The sequence below is a fragment of the Streptomyces sp. S3(2020) genome (genome assembly GCF_013044505.1).
Classification (GTDB): Bacteria; Actinomycetota; Actinomycetes; order Streptomycetales; family Streptomycetaceae; genus Streptomyces.
The window spans coordinates 12,618-27,540 of the sequence record NZ_JABERD010000131.1 but is presented as its reverse complement, the minus strand read 5'-3'; the positions used below and the strand labels follow the sequence as shown (position 1 = coordinate 27,540).

The 14,923-nt window shown below is 71.2% G+C and carries 14 protein-coding genes; 10 read left to right on the top strand and 4 right to left on the bottom strand.

Going from position 1 to position 14,923, the window contains the following annotated elements; translation table 11 throughout:
* Positions 1–1,296 (top strand): acyltransferase (locus HLK59_RS32640; protein WP_171145183.1); only part of this gene is annotated, 1,296 nt, incomplete at its 5' end.
* A gap of 144 nt (positions 1,297–1,440) precedes the next feature.
* Positions 1,441–3,231: a beta-ketoacyl-[acyl-carrier-protein] synthase family protein gene (locus HLK59_RS32635; RefSeq protein ID WP_171145182.1), complete on the top strand. Its 1,791-nt coding sequence runs from the start codon at positions 1,441–1,443 to the stop codon at positions 3,229–3,231.
* A 47-nt stretch (positions 3,232–3,278) separates the two neighbouring features.
* On the opposite strand, the gene HLK59_RS32630 is transcribed toward HLK59_RS32635, so the two are convergent.
* Positions 3,279–4,319: a Ku protein gene (locus HLK59_RS32630; RefSeq protein WP_171145181.1), complete on the bottom strand. Its 1,041-nt coding sequence runs from the start codon at positions 4,317–4,319 to the stop codon at positions 3,279–3,281.
* Between the two features lie 89 nt (positions 4,320–4,408).
* Between HLK59_RS32630 and ligD the strand changes: the two genes are divergently transcribed.
* Entirely contained in the window at positions 4,409–5,290 is an 882-nt protein-coding gene (gene ligD, locus HLK59_RS32625) for a non-homologous end-joining DNA ligase (protein ID WP_171145180.1), read from the top strand.
* A gap of 21 nt (positions 5,291–5,311) precedes the next feature.
* Here ligD and HLK59_RS32620 read toward each other — a convergent pair whose 3' ends face one another.
* The gene (locus HLK59_RS32620) at positions 5,312–6,118 is read right to left on the bottom strand and encodes a nuclease-related domain-containing protein (RefSeq protein ID WP_171145179.1); all 807 of its coding nucleotides are present in this window, start codon (positions 6,116–6,118) and stop codon (positions 5,312–5,314) included.
* A 118-nt stretch (positions 6,119–6,236) separates the two neighbouring features.
* On the opposite strand from HLK59_RS32620, the gene HLK59_RS32615 reads away from it, so the two are divergent.
* The 7 genes from HLK59_RS32615 to HLK59_RS32585 all read left to right on the top strand — a co-directional run bounded on the left by HLK59_RS32615 (position 6,237) and on the right by HLK59_RS32585 (position 12,882).
* Complete coding sequence (locus tag HLK59_RS32615) at positions 6,237–6,743, top strand: dual specificity protein phosphatase family protein (RefSeq protein ID WP_171145178.1); 507 nt, start codon at positions 6,237–6,239, stop codon at positions 6,741–6,743.
* Between the two features lie 102 nt (positions 6,744–6,845).
* Positions 6,846–7,535, top strand: coding sequence for a hypothetical protein (locus tag HLK59_RS32610; protein ID WP_171145177.1), 690 nt, complete (start codon positions 6,846–6,848; stop codon positions 7,533–7,535).
* Positions 7,532–8,767 carry a HAMP domain-containing sensor histidine kinase gene (locus HLK59_RS32605; RefSeq protein ID WP_171145176.1) on the top strand — a complete coding sequence of 412 codons (1,236 nt, stop codon included), beginning with the start codon at positions 7,532–7,534 and terminating at the stop codon, positions 8,765–8,767. Before HLK59_RS32610 ends, HLK59_RS32605 begins: the two co-directional genes overlap by 4 nt.
* A gap of 174 nt (positions 8,768–8,941) precedes the next feature.
* Positions 8,942–9,412, top strand: coding sequence for an SH3 domain-containing protein (locus tag HLK59_RS32600; protein WP_171145175.1), 471 nt, complete (start codon positions 8,942–8,944; stop codon positions 9,410–9,412).
* 43 nt (positions 9,413–9,455) lie between these two features.
* Entirely contained in the window at positions 9,456–10,817 is a 1,362-nt protein-coding gene (locus HLK59_RS32595; protein WP_171145174.1) for an FtsW/RodA/SpoVE family cell cycle protein, read from the top strand.
* Positions 10,818–10,873: 56 nt separating this feature from the next.
* Positions 10,874–12,331 carry a penicillin-binding transpeptidase domain-containing protein gene (locus HLK59_RS32590; RefSeq protein ID WP_171145184.1) on the top strand — a complete coding sequence of 486 codons (1,458 nt, stop codon included), beginning with the start codon at positions 10,874–10,876 and terminating at the stop codon, positions 12,329–12,331.
* Between the two features lie 44 nt (positions 12,332–12,375).
* Positions 12,376–12,882, top strand: coding sequence for a DUF3291 domain-containing protein (locus tag HLK59_RS32585; protein ID WP_171145173.1), 507 nt, complete (start codon positions 12,376–12,378; stop codon positions 12,880–12,882).
* Here HLK59_RS32585 and HLK59_RS32580 read toward each other — a convergent pair.
* On the bottom strand, positions 12,879–13,763 hold the full coding sequence (locus HLK59_RS32580; RefSeq protein ID WP_171145172.1) for an ADP-ribosylglycohydrolase family protein: 885 nt from the start codon (positions 13,761–13,763) through the stop codon (positions 12,879–12,881). The genes HLK59_RS32585 and HLK59_RS32580 overlap by 4 nt on opposite strands.
* On the bottom strand, positions 13,760–14,863 hold the full coding sequence (locus HLK59_RS32575; protein ID WP_171145171.1) for a ferritin-like domain-containing protein: 1,104 nt from the start codon (positions 14,861–14,863) through the stop codon (positions 13,760–13,762). The genes HLK59_RS32580 and HLK59_RS32575 overlap by 4 nt, the downstream gene beginning before the upstream one ends.
* Positions 14,864–14,923 lie beyond the last annotated feature (60 nt).

Below are 14,923 nucleotides of genomic sequence, written 5' to 3'. Positions count from 1 at the left end.
GGCGGGGTGATACGTTCGCCGGAGTTGCTTGCCGGGATTCCGTGGACGCAGTGGCTGACGCTCGGGTTTCAGATCATGCCGCTGTTCTTTCTGGCGGGAGGGTACGCGGCGGGTGGGTCGTGGGCGGCCATGAGTGGTGGTGCCTCGGGGTGGGTGCGGCGGCGGGCGATGCGGCTGCTGGTGCCGGCCGGGATCTACAGCGGCCTCGTGCTGGTCGCCGTAGCGGTGTGTCAGGGCGTCGGGGTGGACGCGGGCACTCTTGAGCTCGTCGGGTGGGCCATGGCCATGCAGTTCTGGTTCCTGCCGGTGTATCTGGTGCTCAGTGCGCTGACGCCGCTGCTGTACGCGGCGCATCTGCGGTGGGGGCTGCTCGTGCCGGCCGGGATGGGGGTGGTCGCCGGGGTGGCGGCGTTCGTGCCGTACGGAGGGCTCCTCGGGTACGTCCTCGTGTGGGGTGTCGCCTATCAGCTGGGCTTCTGCTGGCGGGACGGGCTGCTGGTCGGCAAAGGCCTCGCGCTCGCGGGCCTTGGTGGGGTGGCCTTTGTCGGGCTCGTCGCCCTCGGGCCCTATCCCGTCAGTCTCATCCGGGTCACCGGGCAGGATCCCAGCAACACCGATCCGCCCTCGCTCGCCATGCTGGCCTGGGTGGTGGCCCAGGTCGGCGGGTGCCTGCTGCTCGCGCCTCCGCTCAGGAGGGTGCTTGCGCGGGAGCGGGTGTGGCGGGTGGTCCGGGGTGTCGGGGGTGCCAGCATGACGCTCTATCTGTGGCACATGCTGCCCGTGCTCGTCGTGGCCGCCTGCTTCTATCTGACCGGGCTCGCGCCCCAGCCCGCGCTCGGGTCGCTCGCCTGGTGGGGGCTGCGGGTGCCCTGGCTGGTGGTGCTCGGGCTCGTCATGGTCGGGGGGGTGGCGGCGGTCCAGCCGTTGGCCGGGGTTCGGCCGTTGGCGGGCGTGCGGCCGTTGGCTGGGGTACGGCCGTTGGCTGGGGTCCGTGGGTGGGCCCGGTTCTCGGCACCGGGATGCTCCTGGACTCTCTGGCCCGGGCTGGCGTTCGCCGTCGTGTCTCTCGCCCGCTTCGCCGTGCACGGCTTCGCTCCCGACGGGCGGTTTCCCCTGCTGCCGGCGCTCGGCCTGGCGGTGGGTACCGCGCTGGTGACGGCGGGCGGCGATCGGTCTACAAGTGATCGGTCCACAGGTGATCGGTCCGCGGGTGATCCGTCCGTGTGCGACCGTGACCTTTCACACAGATCATCCACAGCCGCCCCCGGCAACTCATCGGCTGCTGAAGCGAGTTGACGGCGGGTTCGTTTCACGGCCTGTTTGCGGAGTGCAAGAGACCGGGCATGTTTCCCTTTCAACAATGGCCTTTCCGGCTTTCGTCCAGTTCACTCGGGACGGCCTGCCGCAAGGCAGTTCGGACCACAGGAAGCATGTACGGATATGTCCAAATCGTCCGAGAATTCGCAAGTCCCGATAAATCCACACCCTGTTAGCGCCGCGGAGGTCATCCCGGGCGATCTCGTCGCCCTGGCGCCGGAGGATGTCGAGGGGCCGCGGTGGTACGTCGTCACGCACACGCTGCCCGAGTCGCCGGAGACGATCCGGCTGACGTTGCGGCCGCCGCTGGGCGGTGTGGACCGCGACGAAGTGCTCGGGCGGGAGCGGCCGGTGACCGTCGCCTGCCGCCGGGTGGATGTCACCGGTGTGCCCCGGCTCTCCTCGCCCCCTCTCGACGACGTCGAGTTCCGGGACGGGGACCGCGTCGGGTCCCTGCGTGCCGTCGACCCGGGCGCCGTCGAGGTGACCTTCGTGCGGCGGTGGGGGGTCTGGCACCAGGACCTCGACCACTGCGCCGACGCGCCCGTGTCCGACCGTGACGTGCGGCGGTGGGCCGCCGACGCGGACCGGGAGGGGTTCGTCGTACGACATCACCCTCGGCCCACGCGTGCGGCCGCCGCCTCCGGGCCTCGGCGGGTCGTCGTCACCGGGCTGGGGGCCGTCACGCCGCTCGGCGTCGGGGTCGACGAGCTGTGGCGGGGGCTGCTCGACGGGCGGCACGGGATACGGGAGTTGGACGACGAGGAGTTCCGTGAGCTGCCGGTGCGGGTGGCCGGGACCGTGCCCGTGGATCCCGTCACGCTGCTGCCCCGCGCCGCCGCTCGGCGGATGAACCGTGCCGCTCAGTTCGCCGTGCTCGCCGCGCGGGAGGCCTGGGGAGACGCCGGGTTCGTCGACGGCGGGACGGGGCCGAGCGGGCTTGATCCGACGCGCGTGGGGGTGAGCCTCGGGGCGATCCTCGGGGACGCGTCCGTGCTCGTGGGCGGGGACCGGAAGCTGCGGGACAAGGGGCCTCGCGGGGTCTCACCGCTCACCACGCCCATGACCGTGCCGTCGCAGGCCGCCTCACAGGTCTCCCTCGACCTGCACATCACCGGCGAGGCACGGACCGTCACCAGCGCCTGCGCCTCCGGGACCGAGGCGATCGGACAGGCCATCGACCGCATACGGTACGGCCGGGTCGACCTCGCTCTCGCGGGTGGCGCGGAGGCTGTCGTCACGCCGGCGATCATGGCCTCGTTCGCGTCCATGCGGGCGCTGTCCCAGGCGGGGTTGGCGCAGGGGTCGCCCTCGCGGCCGTTCGCCAAGGACCGCGACGGGTTCGTGAACGGGGAGGGCGCGGGGGTACTCGTACTCGAGGCCGAGGAGCATGCCCGGGCCCGGGGTGCGCGGATCTACTGCGAGGCCGCCGGGTGGGGGCTCTCCGCCGACGCGCATCACATGGCCGCGCCCGATCCGTCCGGGAGCGGGGTCGCGCTCGCCGTGCGGCGGGCGGTGCGGGATGCGGGTGGGTACGTGGTGGACGTCGTCCATGTGAACGCCCATGCGACGGCGACCGTCGAGGGGGATCTTGCCGAGGCGGGTGCGTTGCGGGCCGTGCTGGGGCGACGTTCGGTGCCGGTGACCGCGCTGAAGGGGCACCTCGGGCATCTGCAGGGGGCCGCGGGTGGGGTCGAGGCGGTTGCCGCCGTGCTGACGCTGCATCACGGGGTGGTGCCGCCGACCGTGGGGTGCGGGGAGGTCGACGACGCGGTCGGGCTGGATGTGGTGCTCGGGGCACCTCGGGAGTTGCCGAGCGATGGCGACCTGGCGCTCAGCAACTCGTTCGGGTTCGGGGGGCACAACGCGGTACTGGCCTTGCGACGGCTCGGTCTCGGCCTCGGTCCCGGGTAGCAAGGACAGGCGGTGGAGAGCCCGGCGCGTGGGGAGACGAAGTCGCCTCAGGCCGAGCGTTTGCGAGGGGTTGCCTTCTTCGCCGTCGTCTTCTTCGCCGAGGCCGTGGACTTCGACGCCGTCTTCTTCGCCGCCGCCTTCTTCGCGGAAGCCGTCGTCTTCTTCACAGCCGCAGCCCCACGCCCAGCCGCAGCCCCAGCCCCAGCCCCAGCCGCCGTAGCCTTCGCCGTCGACTTCTTACCCCCCGCCTGCTTCGGCGTGGCGCGTGCCGGCTTGCGTGGGGGCAGCCGGCGGATCTCCGCCGACTCCTCGCCCCGGGACTCCTTCGCCTCGCGGACGCTCTTCTCCAGGGCGGCCATGAGGTCGAGGACCTTGCCGCCCTTGGCGGGTTCCGGAGCCTCGGGCACGGTCTCGCCGGCCGCCTTGGCGGCGACGACCTCCTCCAGGGCCTCGCGGTACTCGTCATGGAGGTCGTCCAGGTCGATCTCGCCCAGGGTGTCCATCAGCGCGTCCGCGAGGTCGAGTTCCTTGTCGTTCACCGTGACCGACACATCCGGGGCGACGCCCTGCGGGGCCCGGACCTCGTCCGGCCACAGCAACCCGTGCATGGCGATCGCGTCCTCCACCACCCGCAGCATGCCCAGGCGTTCGCGGCCCCGCAGCGCGTACTTGGCGATGGCGACCTTGTTGCTGCGCTTCAGCGCCTCCCGCAGCAGCGTGTACGGCTTCGCCGCCGGGGCGCCGCCCGCCGCGAGGTAGTACGCCGCGTCCATCTGGAGCGGGTCGATACGGTCGGCCGGTACGAAGGCGACGATCTCGATCGTCCTGGCCGTCGGGAGGGGCAGGTGGGCGAGGTCCTCGTCGGTGATCGGGATGATCGTGCCGTCGGCGTCCTCGTAGCCCTTGCCGATCTCGGCCGAGCCGACCTCCTTCTCCTCCAGCTCGCAGACCTTGCGGTAGCGGATGCGGCCGCCGTCCTCCAGATGGATCTGGCGGAAGGAGATCGAGTGGCTCTCGGTGGCGTTGACCAGCTTGATGGGGATGCTGACCAGGCCGAACGAGATGGCGCCGTTCCATATGGATCGCACGATCAGGACCTTTCCGTACGGTAAAAGTCTGAAAATTATCAAAAACCCCAAAAGCCTCTATCAGCCCATTTGCGTGCCATTCTCATCGTATGACGCCGATCACCGAGGTGGACGGGCACCGGCTCGCGCTCAGCAATCTGGACAAGGTGCTGTATCCCGCGACCGGGTTCACCAAGGGCGAGGTGCTGCACTACTACGCGACCACCGCCGACGCCCTGCTCCCTCATCTGCGCGACCGGCCGCTGTCCTTCCTGCGCTATCCGGACGGCCCCGACGGTCAGGTGTTCTTCGCCAAGAACGTGCCGCCGGGTACGCCCGACTGGGTCACCACCGCCGAGGTGCCCAGGTCTGAGGGGCCGGCGCGGATGGTGCTGGTCCAGGATCTGGCGAGCCTGATGTGGGCCGCGAACCTGGTCACGGAGTTCCACACGCACCAGTGGGTGATCCAGCGCCCCGGCCGTGCCGACCGGCTCGTCCTCGATCTCGACCCCGGCTCTCCCGCCACCGTCGTCGACTGCTGCGAGGTCGCGCTCTGGCTGCGGGAGCGGCTCGCCGAGGACGGGATCGAGGCGTACGCGAAGACGTCCGGGTCCAAGGGGCTGCATCTGGTGGCCGCCTTGCGCCCCACGCCCTCCGAACGGGTGACCGAGTACGCCAAGGAGCTCGCCGTCGCCGCCGAGCGCGCCCTCCCCCGCCTCGCCGTGCACCGGATGACCAGGAGCCTGCGGCCCGGAAAGGTCTTCGTCGACTGGAGCCAGAACGCGGCCCGCAAGACGACCGCCACGCCCTACACCCTGCGGGCCCGACCGGAGCCCACCGTCTCCGCCCCCGTCACCTGGGACGAGGTCGAGGAGTGCCGGTCACCCGGTCGACTCACCTTCCTCGCCACGGACATCGCCCCCCGCCTCCGGGACCACGGCGACCTGCTCGCCCCCCTCTTCGAAACCGCCGGCGCCGCTGAACTGCCCTAGCGGCCCGCGCCGGACGCCGGCTCAGCCGCCGGAGGTCCACGTGTGCCGGTCTCGCGCCATCGCGTGCAGGGCCTCCACGTCCGCCGGCTTGAGCATCCCGCCGAGCCGGGCCAGGCTCTCCACCTCCGTGTCCGCGATGATCCGGACCTCCCTCGGCGGGGCGGTGATCCGGACGTCCGTCGGCCCGACGAGGGCGAGGACGGGGCGGACCTCGGCGGTCAGGGCGTAGGAGGCGCGGTCGGCGTCGGCGCGGACGCGGCGCAGCAGCGGGTGGGGCTCGCGGCGGCCCAGGGTGACCATGGGGTCGGCGACCGTCACCCGTTGCTTGCGGGCGTACAGCGTATGGATCGCGAAGAGGCCGCCCGGGCCGATCGCCAGATGGTGGACGCGGTCACCGCCGGGGAAGGGGACCGAGTGCAGGACGTGCCAGCCCGCCCCGTCCAGCCGGTCCAGCGCCTCCCCGACCGCCTGCTCGGCCAGCAGGGCCCGGCGGCGCGGGTCCGGGCGCAGCCGGTGCGGTGGTCCCGGGTCGCGGTCGAGGGCGATCTGGAGGGCCTCGCCGGGACGGTTGGGCGCCAGGTCGTCGTCCGGGTGGAGGGTGAGCCTGGCGAGCTCCGCCGGTGTCGGCACCGGGGGCGGCCCCACCGCCACCGGGCCGGTCAGGAAGGGTCCGAGTACTTCGAGTACGTCGTCCCTGCGGTCCTCGCTCAACAGGTTCACCCGGGCCGCCTCACGGTCGTACCAGGCGACGTTCCGCCCGTCCGTCAGGCACACGTAGAGCCGCTCCTGGCCGTGCCGCCAGGTCGGTATGACGCGCAGTCCGCTCATGCACCATCACCCCTTGACCATGGGAACAGGCGGGGTGCTCCAGGGGCAAGAAGGCGGTTACCTTTGGGAGTAGTTGGGAGTTTGGGAGTAGTTGGGAGGGGGAGTTGGGGAGGCGTTATTGCGAACCCGCAGGAAGCAGCCCGACGTACCGGCCCCGGACAGTCCATGGAGCGAGATAGTGCCCGGCCTGTGGATGGGCGGGCACGAGTTCAGGGGGCAGTCGGGGCAACTGGAATTCGCCGTCGTACGGGACGAGTTCGATCTCGTCCAGACCCTGCTGAGGCTGCCGGGGCACGGGCCCGACCCGGGAGTGGAACACCATGTCTGGCCGATTCCTGACGGGCCACTGGACGGAACCCAGCTCGCGGGCGTGATACGTCTCGCGCGGGCCGCGAGCGAAGCACTCGACGAGGGCCGCAAGGTCCTCGTCCGCTGTCACCACGGCTACAACCGCTCGGGGCTGGTCATCGCCCACGCGCTGATCCGGAGCGGGCGCTCCGCGGAGGAGGCGATCCGGACGATCCGGTCCCGCCGCTCGCCGTGGGCGCTGCACAACGACCTGTTCGTCGACTATCTGCGGGCGGGGCTGCCGACCGCGCGGCTGCTGGAGGAGCTGGCAGAGTAGGTCCAGGTCACGCCCGCCTGGTGCGCAAAAAGGACTTCCGTACGAATAAGGTGTACGGGCCGGTCGTCGTCCTCGCCCGATCCCGTCCGCCTCTGGAGCACAGTGCCACGCCCCGTCCGTACGTTCGTCACCGCAGCCCTGGTCCTGACCGCCGTCGCGGGCTGCGGTGACGCGGGCGGGCTGCACGGCGCGGGCCCCACCTCGACCGCGACCAGCCCGGCCCGGCTGTGGCCGAATCTGACCCCGGCCGCCAGTCCCGCCTGGAACTACGACGACGGCGAGTCCGAGGCCATGAAGGGCATCACGGCGCCGGGCGACGACGTCCACGAGGTGGACCCGGTGGCCGTCGTGAAGGCGGAGATCGCCCAGCACCCCGACGAGTACTCCGGTGCGAAGGCGCCGTACCGCGAGACGGCCCGCCGCATGGCGTACTGCGGGAAGGAGCCGGCCGACAGCCGGTGCCCGCTGCTCAAGCCGTACTACCGCGACCTCACCGGCGACGGGCACGACGATCTGACGCTGGGGTTCCGGCTGCTGCCGGGCCACCAGACGGCGGTGCGCGTCTACACCTTCGAGGGCGGCCGGCTGGTCCAGGTCATGGCCAACGAGGACGCCGTGAGCGGGGTCGAGCTGGCCGGGCGCTCGGTGATCATCCACGCGCCGTCCGATCTCGCGGACTACGAGTACCGCTTCCAGTGGACCTGGGATCCGGAGCAGCACGTCATGCTGCTGACCCACGACGAGATGCTGCACATCGGCAAGAGCCCGTCCCCGTCGGCGGGCTCGCGGTGAGGCTCGCGCTCCCCCGGTGGGCCGGCACCCTCGCCGTGAAGGCCGCCCTCTTCATCACGGTGATGTGCTGTGCGCTCGCCGCGCTGCTCGGCGTCCTCGTGCATGTGTCGGTGACCAACCAGACCGTCGGCCAGGCCCGCGACCTCGCGCTCCAGCGACTCGAGGACGCGACCTCGGCGTACGAGGCCGGGGACACCCTCGGACCGTTCGCGGGCGTCGATCCGCCGGGGCTGCCGGAGTCCCTGCGGGACCTGGCCGTGGCGGGCGACCGCGGCACGATGGTCGCCTCCCGCGACGGGGATCCCACGATGTGGGCGGCCGGCCCCGCCGACGGGAGCCGGGCCCTCGCCGTCCGGGTCGACTACCGCCAGCAGGCCCGTACCATCGCCGCCCTCGACCGGTCGATCCTGTGGTCCTCGGCGCTGGCGATCGGGGCAACGCTGCTGGTGGGGGCGTTCGCGGTGACCCGGGTGACGCGGCGGCTGCACGCGACGGCACGGGTGGCCCGGCGGATCAGCGCGGGAGACCTGGACGCGCGGGTCGACGACCCCCGGACGAAGGATCCCTCGCGGCCCCAGGACGAGGTCGCGGCCGTCGCTTCGGCGCTGGACTCCATGGCGGCCTCGTTGCAGGGGAAGCTGCTGAGCGAGCAGCGGTTCACGGCGGACGTGGCGCATGAGCTGCGGACGCCGTTGACCGGGTTGCACGCGGCGGCGGAGCTGTTGCCTCCGGGGCGGCCGACGGAGTTGGTACGGGACCGGGTCGGGGCGCTGCGGACGCTGACGGAGGATCTGCTGGAGATCTCCCGGCTGGACACCGGGCGGGAACGCTCGGAGCTGGACACCGAGCCGTTGGGGGCGTTGGCCGAGCGGGTGGTGCGGGCGTCCGGGACCGACACCGAGGTCGTCGTCGTACGGGATGCCGCCGTGGAGACGGACCGGCGGCGGCTGGAGCGGGTGCTGGGGAATCTGGTGGCCAACGCGCATCGGCATGGGCGGGGGCCGGTGTCTCTGACGGTCGACGGTCCTGTCGTGGTCGTTCGTGATCACGGGGACGGGTTTCCGGGGTATCTGGTCGAGCACGGGCCGCAGCGGTTCCGGACGGAGGGGGGTTCGAAGGGGCATGGGCTCGGGCTGACCATTGCGCTCGGGCAGGCGGAGGTGTTGGGGGCCACGCTGTCTTTCGAGAATTCCGTTGATGGTGGGGCGGTTGCGACGTTGGTGTTGCGGTAGTTCGCGTTCTGACGGTTGTACGTGGCTGGTCGCGCCCACGCGGCGGAGCCGCACAGGGATACAGCCCCGCGCCCCTGGGGAGTTCTCCTATGGCCCAGCCTGAAAGGCGCCCCTCGGACACGCCTCCTAATGTGGCGAATAGTCAGCTTCGCCCCATACGTGGAGGTCTCCCCCATGTCCCTGCGCTCCCGCCTCTCCATATCCGTCGTCGCCGGCACCTTCCTCGCCGCGGCCGTCGCCACCCCCGCCGTCGCGGACGACGACTGGAGCGGCCACCAAAGCGACTCCCAGAGCAACTCCCAGAGCGACTGGAGCAACTCCCAGAACGACTCCCAGGGCGACTCCCAGAGCTGGAGCAACTCCCAGAACGACTCCGGCGGCAACTGGGGTGGGCACCAGCAGAGCAGTCAGCGCCTCTACAAGGGCGTCGTCACGGCCAGCACGCTGCGGCTGCGCAGCAAGCCGACGACCGGCTCCCAGGTCATCCGCTACGCCTACCAGGGCGAGATCGTCTCGATCTTCTGCAAGACCGGCGGCCAGAACGTCGACGGCAACCACCTCTGGTACCTCCTCACGGACGGCACCTGGGCCTGGGGCGCCGCCCGGTACATCGACAACATCGGGGCCGCGCCACGCTGGTGCTGACGGACCAGGAAGACAACCCGCCCTATTTGGGTAAGTTCCGGACATGACCAAGGCCGGAACCCCTGTGGCTCAAGCGGATCCCCCCGCTCCCGCTGTACGCCTCCCCCGGCGCCGTGGCATCGAACTCGCCCTCATCGTCGTCGCCGTACTGCTCTGCGTGTACGGCTACTGCGACGTCGGCCTCGCCACCCACGGCACCGTCCCACCCGGCGCCGCCGGTTACGGCGCCGGGCTCGGCGTGCTCGCGCTGGTCGCGCATCTCGTGGTGCGCTACCGGGCGCCGTACGCCGATCCGCTGCTCCTGCCCATCGGCGTCCTGCTCAACGGGCTCGGCCTGGTCCTCATCTACCGGCTCGACCTGGAGACGCCCGGCGACCGGGCGGCCCCCACCCAACTCGTGTGGTCCACGGTCGGCGTCGCCCTGTTCATCGTGACCGTGCTGCTGCTGCGCGACTACCGCGTGCTCCAGCGGTACGCGTACGTGTGTGTCGCCGCCGCTCTGGTGCTGCTCACCCTGCCGATCTTCTTCCCCTCCGTGAACGGCGCCCGGATCTGGATCCGGATCGCCGGATTCTCCATCCAGCCGGGCGAGTTCGCGAAGGTGCTGCTGGCCGTCTTCTTCGCGGCCTATCTCGCCGCCAACCGCAACGCGCTCGCGTACACGGGCCGCCGGGTGTGGCGGCTCCAGCTGCCGACCGGGCGGGTGCTCGGGCCGATCGTCGCGATCTGGCTGCTGAGCGTGTGCGTACTGGTCCTGGAGCGGGACCTCGGTACCTCGCTGCTGTTCTTCGGACTGTTCGTGGTCCTGCTCTACGTCGCCACCGGGCGCACCGGCTGGATCGCCGTGGGCCTGCTGCTGGCCTCTCTCGGCGCGGTCGCCGTCGGCTGGCTGGAGCCGCATGTGCACAGCAGGGTGGAGGACTGGCTGCATCCGTTCGCCTCGATCGAGGCCGGGCAGGGTCCGAACCAGCTCGCGCAGTCCCTGTTCGCCTTCGCCGCCGGCGGCATGCTCGGCACCGGACTGGGGCTCGGGCACTCGATCCTCATCGGGTTCGCGGCGAAGTCGGACTTCATCCTGGCGACGGCGGGCGAGGAGTTGGGGCTTGCCGGGCTGTCGGCGATCTTCCTGCTCTACGCCCTGCTGGTGGAGCGCGGGATCCGGGCCGGGCTGTCGTTGCGCGATCCCTTCGGGCGGCTGCTCTCCGTCGGGCTCGCCTCGATCGTGGCGTTGCAGGTGTTCGTCATCGCGGGCGGGGTGACCGGGCTGATCCCGCTGACCGGGATGGCGATGCCGTTCCTGGCGCAGGGCGGCTCGTCGGTGGTCACCAACTGGGCGATCGTGGCGCTGCTGATCCGGGTGAGCGACTCGGCCCGCAGCCAGTACGACGGGGAGGTCGCCCCATGACCCGGGACAGGACCCAGGACAGGGCCGAGGACAGGAGCAAGGACAGGACCCGGCACATGACCCGCTACATCCGGCACGCCGCCTGCTTCTGCGCCCTGCTGCTGATGGCGCTGCTCGTCAACGCCACCCGCGTCCAGGTCTTCGAGGCCCGCTCCTACGACGACAACCCCGCCAACCGCCGCTCCTCCATCGCCCGTTACGGCCAGCCGCGCGGCGACATCCTGGTCGGCGGGAGGTCGGTCACCGGCTCCCAGGACACCGACGGGCGGCTGCGCTTCGAACGGACGTATCCGCAGGGCCCGTTGTACGCGCCGGTCACGGGGTTCGCCTCGCAGATCTACGGCACGACGTTCCTGGAGCACTCCGAGGACGGCATCCTGTCCGGGACCGACCCGATGCTCTCGGCGTTCCCGCTGTGGAACGACTTCACCCGCGCCCAGCCCCCCGGCGGGAACGTGGTCACCACCATCGACAGGGCCGCCCAGGAGGCCGCCTACGCGGGGCTCGCCGGGCGGAAGGGCGCGGTGGCGGCCGTCGAGCCGTCCAGCGGCCGGATCCTGGCGCTGGTGTCGAGTCCGTCGTACGACCCCGGGGTGCTGTCCGGGAACGACGCGGCCGTGGAGCGGTCCTGGGCGGGGCTGAACGAGGACCCGGACAAGCCGATGCTCAACCGGGCGATCCGGCAGACCTATCCGCCGGGTTCGATCTTCAAGGTGGTGACCGCGGCGGCCGCGCTGGACGCGGGGGTGGTGACGGACGTGGAGGAGCCGACCGACTCGCCGGACCCGTACCGTCTGCCGGGCACGACGACCTCGCTGGTGAACGAGGCGACGGGCTGCGAGGACGCCTCGGTGCACGCGGCCTTCGTGTGGTCGTGCAACACGGTGTTCGCCAAGCTGGGGGTGCGGGTCGGGGTGGCGGACATGGCGACCACGGCCGCGGGGTTCGGCTTCAACGACCAGGGGCTCGGCATCCCGTTCTCCGTCGCCGAGAGCACCTTCGACGTCTCCGTCGACAAGGCGCAGCTCGCGCTGTCGTCGATCGGGCAGTACAACACGCGGGCCACCCCGCTCCAGATGGCGATGGTGTCGGCGGCGGTCGCGAACGGGGGGCAGGTGCGGCCGCCGTATCTGGTGGAGTGTACGACCCGCTCGGGCGGCGCCACCGTGGGGGCGTCCGGGGCGCGGCCGGTGCGGCAGGCGATGCATCCGTCGACCGCCGTACGGCTGAAGGAGCTGATGGAGGACGTGGTGCGGGAGGGGACCGGCACCAACGCCGCGATCCGCGGCGCGACCGTCGGCGGCAAGACCGGCACCGCGCAGCACGGGGTCGGCAACTCCGGTACGCCGTACGCCTGGTTCATCTCCTGGGCGCAGGGCGAGCGCGACATGGAACCGAAGGTCGCGGTCGCCGTGGTGGTGGAGGACGCGGAGGCGGACCGGGGGGAGATCAGCGGGGGCGGGGACGCGGCGCCGATCGCCCGAGCGGTGATGGAGGCGGTGCTCAGTTCCTGAGACGGGGGTACCACGAGAAGTATTCCCGACCTACCGTTCGGTACATGACTTCAGCCGCCGCGTACGAACTCGCCCAGGTCAACATCTCCCGCCTCAAGTTCCCGCTGGACTCACCCGAGTTGAAGGATTTCGTCGACGCGCTCGACCCGGTCAACGCCTCCGCGGAGGCGGCCGACGGATACGTCTGGCGCCTCCAGTCCGAGGGGGGCGACGCGACCGACATCAAGGTCTTCGGCGACGACTGGCTGATCATCAACCTGACGGCGTGGCGGGACACGAACGCCCTGACGGCCTTCATGTACCAGGGGCAGCACCGCGAGCTGCTGGCCCGCCGCCGCGAGTGGTTCGAGAAGGTCGCGGAGGCGATGACGGCCCTGTGGTGGGTCCCGGCCGGCCATCGCCCGACGGTCGCGGAGGCCGAGTCCCGCCTCCTGCACCTGCGGGCGAACGGCCCGACCCCGTACGCCTTCACCCTGCGGACGTCGTTCCCTGCCCAGGGCGCGGAGCCGGTGTCCTTCGCGGTACCGGAGGACCTGGGCTGCGGGGTCTAGCCGGCTCCGCCGGGTACCGCCTCCCGGCGCCGCAGCCATCCGTCCGGCACGCTCTCCACGCCGGTGCGGGCGGCGACGACACCGCCTGTGATGGCGCAGGTGGTGTCGACGTCGCCGAAGCCCTCGGCGGTGGTCCAGAGCGCGGAGACGAGGTCGTCGGGGTGGCGGGCGGCGGACCAGAGGGCGAAGGGGACGGTGTCGTCGGCGCGGATGCGCTGTCCGTTGCCGAGGAGGTCGGAGGCCTTCCAGGGTTCCGTGGCGAAGGGGACCTCCGCGGCGCGGACGAGGCCCTCCCGTACCGCGCTGCGGGGGGTCAGCGCCGCCACCGCGTCCAGCGTCAGCTCGTGCCCGGCCGAGAGCGCCGCGGCCACCGCCACGGCGACCGCGCCCGCGACCCCCTCCGGATGGGCGTGCGTGACCTCGGCCGACAGGGCGGCCTGCTCGACCACCCGGGACAGATCGGTGTGGAACCACGCGCCCAGCGGCGCCACCCGCATCGCCGCACCGTTGCCGAGGCTGCCCTCGCCGTCGAAGAGCTCCCGGGCCAACTCGGGCCAGCGGTCGGGCTCGTGGAGCAGCCGGGGCAGCAACTGGTGCATGCCGTAGCCGTATCCACGGGCGGGATCGACGTCGTAGCCGAGCGCGAAGGCCTGGGCCAGCTCGGTCCGGCGCACCTCGCCGAACTCGTCGAGCACCCGGAAGATCCCGAGCGCCATGGCCGTGTCGTCGGTCCAGTGCCACTCGGGCTCCGGTGGCACACGACGGTCGCGGACCTCGTTGTACGCCTGCCGGGGCTCGCGGAAGAGCGGGAACCACCGCTCGCCGAACGCGTCGCCGAGGGCGAGGCCTTCGAGGCTGCGGCGGGCGGCGGCACGGTTCATGAGCTCCCCAGGTCGATCGCTTCCTGCACTTCGGCGACCCGCTCATGTTCCTCCGCCGCGAACCGCTCCGCATCCAGTTTCTCGGCGATCTCCTCGTCCTGGGCCATCAGCAGATCGAGGTTGGAGTCGCCCATGTCGAAGACCCCCATGTCGACATAGGCCTGCTGAAGCCGCTCGCCCCACAGCCCGATGTCCTTGACGCAGGGCACGATGCGCGAGAACAGCAACTTCCGGAACAGCGCGAGGAATTCGGACCGCTCGCTGTACTCCTCGGCCTCGGCGGCCGGGATCCCGAAGTTCTCCAGGACCTCGACACCGCGCAGCCGGTCCCGCATCAGGTAGCACCCCTCGACGACGAACTCCTCCCGTTCCCGGAGTTCGGCGTCGCCGAGCTGCTTGTAGTAGTCGCGCAGTGCCATCCGTCCGAAGGCCACGTGGCGGGCCTCGTCCTGCATGACGTAGGCGAGGATCTGTTGGGGCAGCGGCTTGTCGGTCGTGTCGCGGATCATTCCGAAGGCGGCGAGGGCGAGCCCCTCGATGAGGACCTGCATCCCCAGACAGGGCATGTCCCAGCGGCTGTCCCGCAGGGTGTCGCCCAGCAGGGACCGGAGGTTGTCGTTGACCGGGTAGAGCATCCCGATCTTCTCGTGCAGGAACCGGCCGTAGATCTCGGCGTGCCGGGCCTCGTCCATCACCTGGGTCGCCGAGTAGAGCTTGGCGTCGAGGTCGGGCACGGACTCGACGATCCGCGCCGCGCAGACCATCGCGCCCTGCTCACCGTGCAGGAACTGGCTGAACTGCCAGGAGGCGTAGTGCTGCCGCAGCTCGCCCTTGTCCTTGTCGGTGAGCTTCGCCCAGTGCTTGGTGCCGTAGAGGGACATGGACTCGTCGGGTGTGCCGAGCGGGTCGTGGGGGTCGACCTCGATCCCCCAGTCGATGCGCTTCTGCCCGTCCCACTGCTTGTCCTTGCCCTTCTGGTAGAGGGCCAGCAGACGGTCCCGCCCGTCGTCGTACTCCCAGCTGAATCGCGCCGCGCCGGTCGCCGGCACCTGCCAGTGGGGGTCTCCCGGATCTGTGGCGTACAGGTCGAAAGTGGGCATGTCCCGCAGGCTCACACGCGGTAGACGCGGGGTCAACAAGTCACGCGCGAGGGATTGACG

Coding starts and splice junctions, on each gene's coding strand:
- HLK59_RS32595 (WP_171145174.1), top strand. CDS start 9,456: ATGACCAAGGCCGGAACCCCTGTGGCTCAAGCGGATCCCCCCGCTCCC.
- HLK59_RS32620 (WP_171145179.1), bottom strand. CDS start 6,118: ATGAGCGGACTGCGCGTCATACCGACCTGGCGGCACGGCCAGGAGCGG.
- ligD (WP_171145180.1), top strand. CDS start 4,409: ATGACGCCGATCACCGAGGTGGACGGGCACCGGCTCGCGCTCAGCAAT.
- HLK59_RS32575 (WP_171145171.1), bottom strand. CDS start 14,863: ATGCCCACTTTCGACCTGTACGCCACAGATCCGGGAGACCCCCACTGG.
- HLK59_RS32580 (WP_171145172.1), bottom strand. CDS start 13,763: ATGAACCGTGCCGCCGCCCGCCGCAGCCTCGAAGGCCTCGCCCTCGGC.
- HLK59_RS32600 (WP_171145175.1), top strand. CDS start 8,942: ATGTCCCTGCGCTCCCGCCTCTCCATATCCGTCGTCGCCGGCACCTTC.
- HLK59_RS32590 (WP_171145184.1), top strand. CDS start 10,874: ATGACCCGCTACATCCGGCACGCCGCCTGCTTCTGCGCCCTGCTGCTG.
- HLK59_RS32585 (WP_171145173.1), top strand. CDS start 12,376: ATGACTTCAGCCGCCGCGTACGAACTCGCCCAGGTCAACATCTCCCGC.
- HLK59_RS32635 (WP_171145182.1), top strand. CDS start 1,441: ATGTCCAAATCGTCCGAGAATTCGCAAGTCCCGATAAATCCACACCCT.